The sequence below is a fragment of the Coprococcus sp. AF99-45 genome, from assembly GCF_027663865.1.
In the GTDB taxonomy this organism is placed as follows: domain Bacteria; phylum Bacillota; class Clostridia; order Lachnospirales; family Lachnospiraceae; genus Allocoprococcus; species Allocoprococcus comes.
In genome coordinates this window covers 15,440-28,919 of record NZ_JAQDGZ010000030.1, presented here as the reverse complement: position 1 = coordinate 28,919, position 13,480 = coordinate 15,440, and the positions used below count along the sequence as shown (strand labels likewise).

The window sequence follows — 13,480 nt, the reverse complement described above, 5'->3', positions numbered from 1 at the left end:
GAAGACGATTCCGAGTATGACGATGAGGAAGAATACGAGGATGAAGACGAAGATGACTACCAGATCGATGATGAATTAGATGAAGATCATAAAGAGGATTTTGATTTTGAAAAAGAATCTGCTCTCGATATCGATGATCATGATTCTGACGAAGATGATGGTGATTTTGCAGACCTTGATTCCTTTGAAGATGAAGAAGAATTAGATAGCAGTGATGATTATCTTGATCTTGAATTTGACGAGAAACCGGCTCCTGAGCCAGAGAAAGAAACTTCAAAATCAGCGCCAACTCCTGATATTGACGAAGTTCTTGAAATCGAAGAACCGTCAGAAGATGAAATCACCGAACGCATGGGTAAATTCGATACCGGATTCGTTGTACAGGGTCGTTACGATCTGAGTGCAACAAGTGAGATCGGACTGAAGCTTGGACTTACTGAAGAGCAGAAGCAGCTGTTCTCTTACTTTGTACCGATCCGTGGTGTCAGTGAACAGCTTGTTGAAATCCTTGATAACGACAAACGTTGCCGTAACCGTTATGGAACTTCCCGCACAGGCAACATCCTGATCCTTGGCCGCAAGGGAAGCGGAAAAACAGTCCTCGCAGTTGATATTGTAAAAGCAATCCAGAAACAGCGCAGACTCAAACAGGGTAAAGTTGCAATCGTAACCGGTGATTCTCTGAACAAAAAGGACATCGGAAGTATCATCGATAAACTGAACGGTGGCGCACTGATCATCGAAAAAGCTTCCAAGATGAATGACAGAACCATCCGTGAACTGAATGACATGATGGATGAACAGACCGGCGAACTTCTCTTCCTTCTGGAAGACCAGAAGAAACCGCTGGAAAGAATGTTTGCATCCCATCGCGAATTCAAACGTAAATTTACTTCCAGACTGGAGCTTCCGGTATTCATCAATGATGAACTGGTTACATTCGGTCAGACCTATGCTAAGGAAAACGGATACCGTATCGATGAAATGGGAATCCTTGCATTATACAGCCGGATTGATATGATGCAGAGAGAAGATCATGCGGTTACTGTTGCAGAAGTAAAAGAGATCATGGATGAAGCAATTTCACATTCCCAGAAAGCAAATGTAAAACATCTTGTGAAACGGGTATTTGGAAGAAGCACTGATAATTCAGACCACATCATCCTGAAAGAAGAAGATTTTAAAGCATAAGATTTCTACAAAGAACGCGCTTCCGGCGCGTTCTTTTATATATGCAGACAAAACCGATAACTATAAAGAAAGAGTTTTAGACATCTTACATAAGAAGTGTATAAGTTGTCCAAAACTCTTTCTTTTTATCGCTATTTCTAGTATAATATTCCTAAATATCTTTGATAGAAGGTGAATGGGATGGCAGTAAAAAAAACAACAGCACAACAGACCAACACGACCCGCAAGACGGCCGTAAAAAAATCTACTGTAAAAAAACCGGCAGCTGCTAAAACTGCTGCTAAAAAGTCTACAGCTAAAAAGTCTGTAAAAACTGTAACAACAGATAAACCCGCTGATTATAGAATCGGCGAATTAGATCAATATTTATTCGGACAGGGAACCCATTATGAAATCTATAAAAAAATGGGTGCACATTTTGTAAAAGATGGAAAAAAAACCGGCGTATATTTCGCAGTATGGGCTCCACACGCCAGATCAGTTGCCGTAGTCGGTGAATTCAACGGCTGGAGTGAAGATGCAAACGTTATGAAGCGTCAGGAACCACTTGGAATCTATACCGCATTTGTTCCGGAAGCACAGCTCGGACAGCTTTACAAGTACTGTATTGAGACACAGACCGGAGATAAGCTTTACAAAGCTGATCCATTTGCGAACAGTGCAGAGTTGAGACCGGGAACTGCCTCAAGGATTGCTGATATCTCCCATTTAAAATGGAGTGACAGTGTCTGGATGAAGCACCGGGCAGAATGGGATTTCCATTCCTCACCGATTTCCATTTATGAAGCACATATCGGTTCCTGGATGCGCCATCCGGGACGTGAAGATGATGGGTTCTACAGCTACCGTGAATTTGCGCATGCAGCTACAGACTACATAAAAAAGATGGGGTATACTCATATCGAACTGATGGGAATTTCAGAATACCCATTTGACGGCTCCTGGGGATATCAGGTGACCGGATATTATGCTCCGACCTCCCGTTATGGTACGCCGGAAGATTTCGCATATATGATCAATTACTTCCATAAGAATAAGATTGGCGTAATCCTTGACTGGGTACCGGCACATTTTCCACGCGATGCACACGGACTCGCTGACTTTGACGGCACAGCTACCTTTGAATATGCAGATCCTAAGAAAGGGGAACATCCGGACTGGGGAACCAAGATCTTCGATTATGGTAAAGCAGAAGTTAAGAACTTCCTGATCGCCAACGCACTGTTCTGGATCGAACATTATCACATCGATGGTCTCCGCGTAGATGCTGTTGCTTCCATGCTGTATCTTGATTACGGTAAAGAAGACGGTCAGTGGATCGCCAACAAATACGGCAGCAATGAGAATCTGGAAGCAATCGAATTTTTCAAGCATCTGAATTCCGTTACTACCGGACGTAACCCTGGCGCACTGATGATCGCAGAAGAATCCACCGCATGGCCAAAAGTAACAGGCAAACCGGAAGATGATGGTCTTGGATTCAGCCTGAAGTGGAACATGGGATGGATGCATGACTTTACCGAATACATGAAGCTGGATCCATATTTCCGCAAAGGCGACCACTACGGTATGACATTTGCCTTAACCTATGCATACAGCGAGAATTATATTCTTGTATTATCACATGATGAAGTGGTACATCTAAAATGCTCTATGCTCAATAAGATGCCTGGTCTAGGATTTGAGAAATTCGCCAACCTGAAGGTCGGTTATGCTTTCATGATGGGACATCCTGGAAAGAAACTTCTCTTCATGGGACAGGATTTCGGACAGCTCCGCGAGTGGAGCGAGGCGCGTGAGCTTGACTGGTATCTCCTTGCAGAGCCGGAGCATCAGGCACTCCAGAATTTCTACCGTGACCTGCTGCATCTTTACACACACAACAAAGCCATGTATGAACAGGATACCTGCATGGAAGGCTTTGAGTGGGTCAATGCAGATGACAGCTCACGAAGTATTTACAGCTTCATCCGTCATTCAAAGGGCGCAAAAAAGAACCTTTTATTCGTATGTAACTTCACACCGATCGAACGACCGGAGTACCGTGTCGGCGTACCGCGCGGCAAACAGTACCGCCTGGTACTGAACAGTGATGAATTGCAGTATGGCGGAAGCGGAAAAGCCCGCCCGGCAGTATATAAAGCAAAGAAACAGGAATGTGATGGAAGACCATATTCATTTGGTTACGATCTTCCGCCATACGGTGTTGCTGTATTCGAATTTTAACATAGCAAGTCAATGCAATCTGCGCAAAATATTCATCATACGAATAATTGATTCCACCAATTATTTTCTTAACATTTCCCGGATTCGTTCTTCCAGAGTTTCTTCTGGAAGAACTCCGGTTGTATATCCACAGATTTTTCCATCTCTGTACACCACAAACGTCGGTACAATCTCAATGCCTATATACTCTGCAAGCTCTTTCGATATATCAATATCAATCTTATAAAAAATCCATTTTCCCTGATACCGGCTGGCAATCCTTTCCACAACAGGATACATCATTCCGCACTTTGGACACCATGATGCGTAAAACTCCACAATTACCGGCATCCTCTGCTTTCCGACTGTATTTTCATAATCCTTCGTGATCAATGCGATACCCATACACTTTCCTCATTTCTGCCATCTCAGGCTATGTAAAAAGGACTGGATTAGTGGCATCCACATTTCGGGTTTAAGATTTTATAGACTTCCTGAAAAGAATTTCTGAAACAGATCAGCTTTTTATTAAATCTTGGATTCTTATAGCAAAACCCCCGCATACAATTCTGAAAATGATGCTTTTTCCGCATATCTGTTCCTTCCTGACTTCCTCTTTCTACAATATATGCAAAAAGACAGCCGATGTGCGGATTGCTCCGTATCTGCTGTCTCTTATATTGCCAGGGATCATCTTACGCACTCAGCGCCTTTATGATCTGCCTGTTGCATTTTATTCAATTGTCTTACTGGCGCATTGCGATCAGTTTATGGATCGGATGTCCCTGCCCGGAAAATTTCTCCTCGTACTCAGTCATAACATTCCCTCTGCTGAGTGTCGGATCATTGTGAAGATCATAGGTCTTCGCCAGAAGTACCCAGCCTGCCAACTCCACCTGCTCCAGTGAAAATTCAAACAGCTCTCTGTTGTCTGTCTTAAATTCAACGACTCCGTCAAAGGCAAGGATCTTGTCATACCGCTCAAAAAACTGCTTGGAAGTAAGTCTGCGCTTTGCATGACGTGCTTTCGGCCACGGATCTGAAAAATTCAGATAAATCTTGTCAATCTCTCCGACAGCAAAAACCTCCGGCAGATTTGTCGCATCCATACAAATAAAACGAATATTGTTGACATCCTTGTATTCCTCGTCATTGTCAAAGCGTTCCAGCGCCCGAAGCAGTACGCTTGAATAACGTTCGATACCGATATAGTTGATGGATGGATTCTCCTTTGCAAGTGTCAGAAGAAACTGTCCTTTTCCCATCCCGATCTCAATATGGATCGGATTCTCCGGATTCTGAAAAGTCTCTTTCCAGGTGCCGCGATATCTGGTCTCATTTTTAATTACAAGGGGATGAGCTGTCAGATAAGCATCTGCTCCCGGTACATTTCTTAACCTCATATATCTTTCTCTTCCTTTAGTGAAAATATGTATAACCTTATTTATTTTATACTATTCTGAAATATTTGAAAACCCAAAAATATATTTTATAAGTTTTGTATAAAATATTCTTATGATATTCTCTTATTATTTAGTAGATTTTTCTAATTTAAAGTAGTAGAATATGTATGCATTATTAAAAATGTATAAATAATTTCTAAGAAAGGAGTCGGACAATGGATCATATTGTTAAAAAGCTCTCCGAAATCGAACACGCAGCCGAAGCTGTTGTGGAACACGCGGAACTGGAAAAATCAGAACTGGAAGAACGCATTCAATATGAACGCAATCAGTTCGACAAACAACTTGAAGATCACACCCAAAAGGAGCTGAACGATATCCACAAAGGATTAAACCGTCAGATGGATGAGATTCTTGCAAGGCAGAACCGTAAGAACCAGACAGCGATCGAAGAACTTAAAAAAGATTTTGAAGAGAAGCATACGGCATATGCCGAGAAAATTGTCAGACGTATCATAGAGGGATAGCATATGGGAAATTTACTTGCATACAGTGGCATCGTAACAAAAGTACGCGCCATGCAGGCGAAACTGCTCACTGATGAAGATTTCCGGAACATCGCCGCATTTCATACAGTAACCGAAGTTGCTGCTTATCTCAAAGAACATCCCGGATATCGGAATGTCCTTGCAGATATGGACGAAAACCGTCTTCACCGCGGTGAGATTGAGAAGCTTCTTGTGCAGTCACTTTACAGTGATTATACACGCCTGTACCGTTTTTCCGGAATGGATCAGAAAAAATTCCTGGAGCTTTATCTGAAGCGCTACGAGATGAATCTGATCAACTATTGTCTGCGTATTGTATTCAACCACTATCAGAAGCCTTTTGATCTGGATCATAAGAAAATATTCTTCGACAAATATTCGGATCTCTCCATCGATAAACTGATCACTTCGGGGAATATCGGTGAGCTGGTGGGAAATTTAAAGGGCACAGAATACTATGCGCCGTTAAAACGTCTGGAAAATGCGGAGAACCCTACCCTTTTTGATTACGATCTGGCACTGAATCTGTACTATTTTACAACCATGTGGAAGAAACGCAAAAAGATTCTGAAGCATAAGGAACTGGAAATTTTCACCAGAGATGCCGGAGCAAAGATCGACCTGCTGAACCTGCAGTGGATCTACCGTGCAAAAAAATATTACAACATGCTTCCGCCGGATATTTCCACACTGCTGATCCCGATACACTACCGGATTCATGTAGATCAGCTGAAGGATCTTGTAGAAGCACCGTCTGTCGATGAATTTTTAAAGCTGGTTACCAGAACGCCTTATCTGCGTCACACCGATACTCAGACACCAGCGTCCATCGAGACGATTTACAAAGACTGCCTGTACCGTCTCTACCTGGCAGACAGAAGAAGTAACCCTTATTCCATCGCAACCGTGAATACCTATCTTTTTCTGAAAGAGGAGGAGCTTGATAAGCTTACAACTGTGCTCGAATGTGTTCGCTACGGACTTCCTGCACGTGAGACATTAACTTATATAGGAGGAACAGCGAAATGATTGTTAAGATGAAGTTCCTGAGCATTACCGGACCACGCGCCGACATCGACCGCATGACAAACCGGTATCTTTCCAAATATGAGATGCAGCTTGAAAATGCACTCACGGAGCTCAAGACAGTAGATAATCTGATGCCATTTCTGGAAATGAACCCTTACCGTGATCCACTCGCAAAAGTGACACAGTTTCTGGGATATATGAAAGACATGCCAGCAGCGCCATCCTTTGATCAGAGCGAAGACGAGATCCTTGAGATGATTCGTTCTATCAATCATGACTACATGGATCTGCAGCAGCAAAAAGAAGAACTGAAAAAAAAGAGAGAGAATATCCAGGCACGTATGAAAGTCCTGGAACCTTTTACTTCTCTGGATTTTGACCTGCATGAGATCATGCAGTACAAATACATCCGCACAAAATTTGGAAAAATCAATGTGGATTATTATCACCGGCTGGAAAAAGCGCTTCTTGAAGACATTGATGCATTATTTCTGGAAGGCTCCAGAGATGCCTCTTATGTCTATGGCGTTTATTTTGTATCGGATGCTGATGCAGGAAAGGTCGATTCGATCATGCGGTCTCTCCACTTTGAAAAAATCGATCTGCTGGAAGACTTTGGCGGAACTCCGCTGGAAGCTTACCGGAGCCTGGATAAAGAAGTCCAGAATCTGACCGATGAAATCCAGGCAGTGAAGGATAAACGTCAGGAGATGTTCCGCAAGAACGCTTCCAGACTACTCGGTGCAAGAATTCAGCTGGAACGTTTTTCCGATAACTTTGATATCCGGAAATTTGCGGCACGAACCGAGACAGACGAACAGGAAGAATACTACATCCTCTGCGGCTGGATGTCCGAAGAAGATGCAAATGCATTTATCAAAGAGGCACAGGGAGATGACAAGGTTTATATCGTAGTAGAAGAGGACCGGGAACAGTATTTTGGAGAACCTCCTACCAAGCTTGAGAATCCAAAGCTTTTCAAACCATTTGAAATGTTCATCAAGATGTACGGACTTCCCAAGAGCGGTGAGATGGATCCGACCATTTTTGTAGGTATCATGTACAGCTTTATCTTCGGCGCCATGTTCGGGGATGTCGGTCAGGGGCTGCTGCTCTTTATCGGCGGTGCGATCCTGTATTTCACAAAGAAAATGAACCTTGCCGGAATCGTATCACTTGCCGGAATCTTCTCCACCTTCTTTGGATTTATGTTTGGAAGTGTGTTTGGATTTGAAGACATTATAGAAGCCAAATGGATCCGACCGATCAATCATATGACCACCTTACCGTTTATCGGAAAACTGAATACCGTATTTATCGTATCGATTGCTTTTGGTATGGGAATCATCCTGATTTCTATGATCTTCCATATTATCAACGGCATCCGTGCCAAAGATACCGAAGCAACCTGGTTTGATGCAAACGGCGTGGCAGGGCTGATATTCTACGGGGCAGCAGTTACCTGCATCGTTCTTTTCATGACAGGTCACTCTCTGCCGGGTGGAATCGTTCTTGCAGTGATGTTCGGAGTACCGCTTCTTCTGATCGCACTGAAAGAGCCGCTGACGAACAAGATCAAAAAGAAAACCGAAAAAATGGAACAAAGCAAAGCAATGTTTGTCACCCAGGCATTCTTTGAATTATTTGAAACCCTGCTCAGCTATTTTTCAAATACGCTTTCCTTTATCCGTATCGGTGCATTCGCAGTCAGCCACGCTTCCATCATGGAGGTTGTACTGATGCTTGCCGGTGCCGAAAGCGGGCATATTAACTGGGTAGTGATCGTACTCGGCAACCTGTTTGTATGTGGATTCGAAGGACTGATCGTTGGAATCCAGGTCCTGAGACTTGTCTATTACGAGATGTTCAGCCGTTTCTACAAAGGCAGCGGCCGCGAATTTAAACCTTATACAGGTACTGCAAAAAATTAGTTTTTCATTTTAGGAGGAAATTATCATGACTTTAGCAACTAAACTTATTCTCATTGCCGCACTGGTTTTAAGCATTTTCATTCCATTCGGATATTACCTGCTCGGAGAAAAAAATAAAGGACGTTATAAATGTGCACTTGCCTTCAATGTTCTTTCTTACTTTGGAACCTTCCTTGTAGCAGGGATCATGCTCTTTGGAAGTGTACCGGTACATGCGGCAGACGCCGCTGCCTCAGGCGCAGGCCTTGCAACCGGTCTTGGTTACATTGCAGCAGCTCTTGTTACCGGTCTTTCCTGCATCGGTGGCGGTATTGCCGTAGCAAGTGCAGCAAGCGCAGCTCTTGGAGCTATCAGCGAGGATTCCAGCGTCCTTGGTAAATCCCTTATCTTCGTAGGTCTTGCAGAAGGTGTATGCCTGTACGGTCTTATCATCTCCTTCATGATCATCAGCAGACTGTAATCATGAAAATGTATCTGATCAGTGACAACGTGGATACTTATACCGGAATGCGGCTTGCCGGCGTGGACGGTGTCGTAGTTCATGAAAAGCAGGAGCTGCGTGATGCGCTGGAAACTGCCATGAACGACAAGTCGATCGGTATCATTCTTCTGACGGAACGCTTTGGAAGAGAATTTCCGGATCTCATCGATGAGATCAAGTTAAAAAGAAAGATGCCTCTTCTGATCGAAATTCCGGACAGACACGGAACAGGACGTAAAAAGGATTTCATTACCTCATACGTCAATGAAGCGATTGGACTGAAACTTTAACTAGAAAGGCATAGAAGGTGAGACAATGACGCTTGAAGAGAAAATAGCGCATTTACAGGAAACGGTCATGACTGAAGCCCGTTCTGAAGGAAATGCGATCATTGACAATCACAAAAAAGCGCTTGAATCTTTATTTGAAAAGCATAAAAAAGAAGCGACCGCACAGTCTGAGGTCCGCATCAAATCCGAGACCTTAAGAGCCAGAAGGCAGGTAAATCAAGCTGCGGCAAAAGCCGAAACCGAACTGAAACGTGCTCTTGGCCAAACACAGAATGAATTAAAAGTCAGGCTGTTTGATGAAGTAAAGGAGCTTCTTTCTGACTTTACAAAAACAGACGAATATCTGGACTATCTCTGCAGCAAAATCCGCGAAGCCGCACGCTTTGCAGATGGCGAGGAGATGACCATTTATATTTCTCCTTCTGATAAGGAGAAACAGACAGAACTGGAAAAACGTACCGGCATGACGATCACCATCAGTGAATATGATTTTATGGGCGGTATGCGTGCTGTAATCCGAGGCCGTAATATTCTGATCGATCACAGCTTCCAGGCTGCAGTCGATTATGAATATCATCAGTTCAGTTTTGCAGCAGGAGGTGCAGGAATTGAATAAGACAGCAACTATTTATGGAATAAACGGTCCGGTCATCTATCTGAAGGGTGACACCGGATTCATGATGTCGGAAATGGTCTATGTGGGAAAGGAAAAGCTGGTTGGCGAAGTCATTTCCCTGGACAAAGACATCACGACTGTTCAGGTCTATGAAGAGACTTCCGGGCTGAAACCGGGAGAAATCGTAGAGGCTTCCGGAAGTCCGGTATCTGTAACTCTGGCACCTGGAATCCTGAACAATATTTTTGACGGAATCGAACGCCCGCTTGAGCAGATCGCAAATGTGGGCGGCGGTGCATTTATCACCCGCGGCGTCAGCGTTGATTCGCTTGACCGCGACAAATTATGGGATACCCACATCACCGTGGCCAAAGGAGATTACCTTCATGGCGGAGATATTATAGCGGAGGTTCCGGAGACCAGTGCGATCGTACACAAATGTATGGTTCCGCCGGATGTGGAAGGTGAAGTAATCTGCTGCGCGTCGGACGGAGATTACCGGATTGAAGATACACTTGTCACTCTGCGGCTTTCCGACGGAACAGAAAAACAGCTCAACATGATACAGCACTGGCCGATCCGTAAGGCGCGCCCGACAAGCTACCGTTTCCCGGCAAGTGTCCCTCTGATCACCGGACAGCGGATCCTGGATACCATGTTCCCGATCGCAAAGGGTGGAACTGCCGCAATCCCAGGCGGATTCGGTACCGGAAAAACCATGACCCAGCACCAGATCGCAAAATGGTCTGATGCCGATATTATCATCTATATTGGCTGCGGCGAGCGTGGAAATGAAATGACACAGGTGCTGGAAGAGTTTTCAGAGCTTGTGGACCCAAAGAGCGGCAATCCGCTGATGGACAGAACCACTCTGATCGCCAATACCTCCAACATGCCGGTAGCTGCCCGTGAAGCAAGTATTTATACCGGACTTACCCTGGCTGAATATTACCGTGACATGGGCTATGACGTAGCGATCATGGCAGACTCTACTTCCCGCTGGGCGGAAGCCTTACGTGAGCTTTCCGGCCGTCTGGAAGAGATGCCGGCAGAAGAAGGTTTCCCGGCTTACCTCGCCAGCCGTCTGTCTGCTTTCTACGAGCGCGCAGGCATGATGCATAACTTAAATGGCAGTGACGGATCCGTGACCATCATCGGCGCCGTATCACCGCAGGGAGGCGATTTCTCCGAGCCGGTCACACAGAACACCAAACGTTTCGTCCGCTGCTTCTGGGGACTTGATAAGAGCCTTGCCTACGCAAGACATTTCCCGGCGATCCACTGGCTGACCAGCTACAGCGAGTATCTGACCGATCTCGCCGCCTGGTACCACGACAATGTATCACCCAAATTCGTTGACTACCGCAACCGCATCATGGCACTTCTGAACCAGGAGAGCAGCCTGATGGAAATCGTAAAGCTGATCGGAAGTGATGTACTTCCGGACGATCAGAAACTGGTTCTGGAAATCGCAAGAGTCATCCGTCTCGGATTTTTGCAGCAGAATGCATTCCACAAGGATGATACCTGTGTCTCTCTGCAGAAGCAGTACAAAATGATGGAAATCATTTTATATTTATACAAACGCTGCCGCGAACTGGTAGCCATGAATATGCCAATGTCTGTCCTCAAGGAGGAAAATATTTTTGAACGTGTCATTGCGATCAAATACGATGTTCCAAATGACAATCTTCAGCTTCTTGACCAGTATCTGGCAGACATTGATGCTTTCCATGACCGCATCATGGAAAAGAACGCGTAAGGAGGGAAAATAAAATGGCAATTGAATATTTAGGCCTCAGCAGCATTAACGGCCCTCTGATCGCGCTGGAAGGCGTTCAGGATGCTTTTTATGATGAAATCGTAGATTTTGTCGTAAACGGCAAAGAACACAAAATGGGACGTATTGTGGAGGTCTACAAGGACAAAGCAATCATCCAGGTATTTGAAGGCACGGAAAATATGTCTCTTAACAATACCCACACCAGACTTACCGGACATCCGATGGAAATCGGTCTGTCCGAAGAAATGCTTGGAAGAACCTTTAACGGAATCGGCGAACCGATCGACGACCTTGGACCGATCACGGTTGAAGAGGTGCGCGATGTCAACGGACTTCCGTTAAATCCGGTCAGACGTGAATACCCTCGTAACTATATCCGCACCGGAATTTCTGCGATTGACGGACTGACCACACTGATCCGTGGACAAAAGCTGCCGATCTTTTCCGGCAACGGTCTTCCGCACGACCAGCTTTCCGCACAGATCGTAAAGCAGGCTTCTCTGGGCGGCAGCACGAATGAGGATTTCGCCATCGTATTCGCCGCAATGGGTGTCAAGCATGACGTAGCTGATTTCTTCCGCAGAACCTTTGAGGAGAGCGGTGTTGCAAACCATGTGGCAATGTTCCTGAACCTTGCCAACGATCCTGTCGTCGAGCGTCTGATCACCCCGAAGGTTGCACTGACCGCCGCTGAATACCTTGCATTTGAAAAAAATATGCACATTCTGGTCATTCTTACCGATATGACTTCCTTTGCCGAAGCCATGCGTGAGGTTTCTTCTTCCAAAGGAGAAATCCCAAGCCGTAAAGGATATCCGGGATATCTGTACAGTGAACTTGCCACCTTATATGAACGTGCAGGAATCGTAGAAGGAGTAAATGGTTCTGTCACACAGCTCCCGATCCTGACCATGCCAAATGATGACATTACCCACCCGATCCCTGACCTGACCGGTTATATCACCGAAGGACAGATCGTACTTGACCGGAATCTTCACGGACAGGCAATCTACCCGCCGATCAGCGTTCTTCCGTCCCTGTCCCGTCTGATGAAAGACGGTATCGGAAAAGGATATACCCGGGAAGACCACCAGGATCTGGCAAACCAGCTTTTCTCTGCATATGCTAAAGTAGGAGAGGCTCGGAATCTTGCTTCCGTTATCGGAGAAGACGAGCTTTCTCCGATTGACAAGAAATACCTGGAATTCGGAAAGGCATTCGAGGAGCGTTATATCGGCCAGGGACCGAATGAAAACCGTACCATCGAGGAAACCCTGGATCTTGGCTGGGAACTGCTTAGAATCCTTCCAAAAGAAGAACTTGACCGTGTCGATACCAAGATTCTTGACGTATACTACAAAGGCTAAGGAGGGAAGTCTATGGATCCACGTTCATTTCCCACCAAGGGAAATCTGATACTTGCGAAAAATTCACTGACACTTGCCAGACAGGGATATGAGCTGATGGACAAGAAGCGGAACATTCTGATCCGCGAGCTGATGGGCTTAATCGACGAAGCAAAGGATATTCAGGAAGAAATCGATAAAACCTTCACCTATGCCTATCAGTGCCTTCAGAGGGCGAATATCGAGCACGGGATCAGTACAGTAGAAGAACTTGCCTATACAGTTCCGATCGAGGATTCTATCCGCATCCAGACGCGAAGCATTATGGGAACAGAAATCCCGAAAGTGAAGTACGAAAAAGAAAATACCAGACCAACCTATGCATTCAGTACTTCCAGAGAATCAATCGATATCGCCCGTGATGCATTCTGCCGTGTAAAGGAGCTGACACTCAAGCTTTCTGAGGTAGAAAATGCAGCGTACCGGCTGGCTTCAAGTATCAAAAAGACACAGAAAAGGGCAAATGCCCTGAAAAATATTACGATTCCGATGTATGACAATCTCGTATATACGATTACAAATGCACTGGAAGAGAAGGAACGGGAAGAATTTACCCGACTGAAAGTGATCAAACGAATGAAAAACAAATAATATTTC

Annotated in this window: 12 protein-coding genes and 1 pseudogene; 11 read left to right on the top strand and 2 right to left on the bottom strand. The window is 45.0% G+C overall.

The window, feature by feature from the left end; translation table 11 throughout:
* Window positions 1-1,191 (top strand): annotated as a pseudogene (locus PGR14_RS14865) (hypothetical protein); the annotation flags it as partial.
* A gap of 180 nt (window positions 1,192-1,371) precedes the next feature.
* The gene (glgB, locus tag PGR14_RS14860; protein ID WP_227084805.1) at window positions 1,372-3,417 is read left to right on the top strand and encodes a 1,4-alpha-glucan branching protein GlgB; all 2,046 of its coding nucleotides are present in this window, start codon (window positions 1,372-1,374) and stop codon (window positions 3,415-3,417) included.
* Window positions 3,418-3,477: 60 nt separating this feature from the next.
* Here the strand turns inward: glgB and PGR14_RS14855 are convergent, their stop codons facing one another.
* Both PGR14_RS14855 and trmB read right to left on the bottom strand, forming a co-directional pair.
* On the bottom strand, window positions 3,478-3,801 hold the full coding sequence (locus PGR14_RS14855) for a thioredoxin family protein (protein WP_055248763.1): 324 nt from the start codon (window positions 3,799-3,801) through the stop codon (window positions 3,478-3,480).
* A 341-nt stretch (window positions 3,802-4,142) separates the two neighbouring features.
* The gene (gene trmB / locus PGR14_RS14850) at window positions 4,143-4,799 is read right to left on the bottom strand and encodes a tRNA (guanosine(46)-N7)-methyltransferase TrmB (protein ID WP_055248765.1); all 657 of its coding nucleotides are present in this window, start codon (window positions 4,797-4,799) and stop codon (window positions 4,143-4,145) included.
* A 215-nt stretch (window positions 4,800-5,014) separates the two neighbouring features.
* On the opposite strand from trmB, the gene PGR14_RS14845 reads away from it, so the two are divergent.
* The 9 genes from PGR14_RS14845 to PGR14_RS14805 are packed head-to-tail and all read left to right on the top strand — an operon-like array spanning window position 5,015 to window position 13,474.
* Window positions 5,015-5,326, top strand: coding sequence for a hypothetical protein (locus PGR14_RS14845; protein WP_055248767.1), 312 nt, complete (start codon window positions 5,015-5,017; stop codon window positions 5,324-5,326).
* A gap of 3 nt (window positions 5,327-5,329) precedes the next feature.
* Window positions 5,330-6,376: a V0D/AC39 family V-type ATPase subunit gene (locus tag PGR14_RS14840; RefSeq protein ID WP_055248769.1), complete on the top strand. Its 1,047-nt coding sequence runs from the start codon at window positions 5,330-5,332 to the stop codon at window positions 6,374-6,376.
* Window positions 6,373-8,307, top strand: coding sequence for a V-type ATP synthase subunit I (locus PGR14_RS14835; RefSeq protein ID WP_173692432.1), 1,935 nt, complete (start codon window positions 6,373-6,375; stop codon window positions 8,305-8,307). Before PGR14_RS14840 ends, PGR14_RS14835 begins: the two co-directional genes overlap by 4 nt.
* A gap of 25 nt (window positions 8,308-8,332) precedes the next feature.
* Complete coding sequence (locus PGR14_RS14830; RefSeq protein WP_008371120.1) at window positions 8,333-8,767, top strand: ATP synthase subunit C; 435 nt, start codon at window positions 8,333-8,335, stop codon at window positions 8,765-8,767.
* A gap of 2 nt (window positions 8,768-8,769) precedes the next feature.
* On the top strand, window positions 8,770-9,078 hold the full coding sequence (locus PGR14_RS14825) for a V-type ATP synthase subunit F (protein WP_008371119.1): 309 nt from the start codon (window positions 8,770-8,772) through the stop codon (window positions 9,076-9,078).
* A gap of 25 nt (window positions 9,079-9,103) precedes the next feature.
* A complete protein-coding gene (locus PGR14_RS14820; protein ID WP_008371117.1) occupies window positions 9,104-9,694 on the top strand; it encodes a V-type ATP synthase subunit E in 591 nt (196 codons plus the stop codon).
* Window positions 9,645-11,456: a V-type ATP synthase subunit A gene (locus tag PGR14_RS14815; RefSeq protein WP_416387374.1), complete on the top strand. Its 1,812-nt coding sequence runs from the start codon at window positions 9,645-9,647 to the stop codon at window positions 11,454-11,456. Before PGR14_RS14820 ends, PGR14_RS14815 begins: the two co-directional genes overlap by 50 nt.
* Before the next feature lie 14 nt (window positions 11,457-11,470).
* A complete protein-coding gene (locus PGR14_RS14810) occupies window positions 11,471-12,844 on the top strand; it encodes a V-type ATP synthase subunit B (protein ID WP_270223639.1) in 1,374 nt (457 codons plus the stop codon).
* Between the two features lie 12 nt (window positions 12,845-12,856).
* Window positions 12,857-13,474 carry a V-type ATP synthase subunit D gene (locus tag PGR14_RS14805; RefSeq protein ID WP_008371109.1) on the top strand — a complete coding sequence of 206 codons (618 nt, stop codon included), beginning with the start codon at window positions 12,857-12,859 and terminating at the stop codon, window positions 13,472-13,474.
* Window positions 13,475-13,480: the final 6 nt, after the last annotated feature.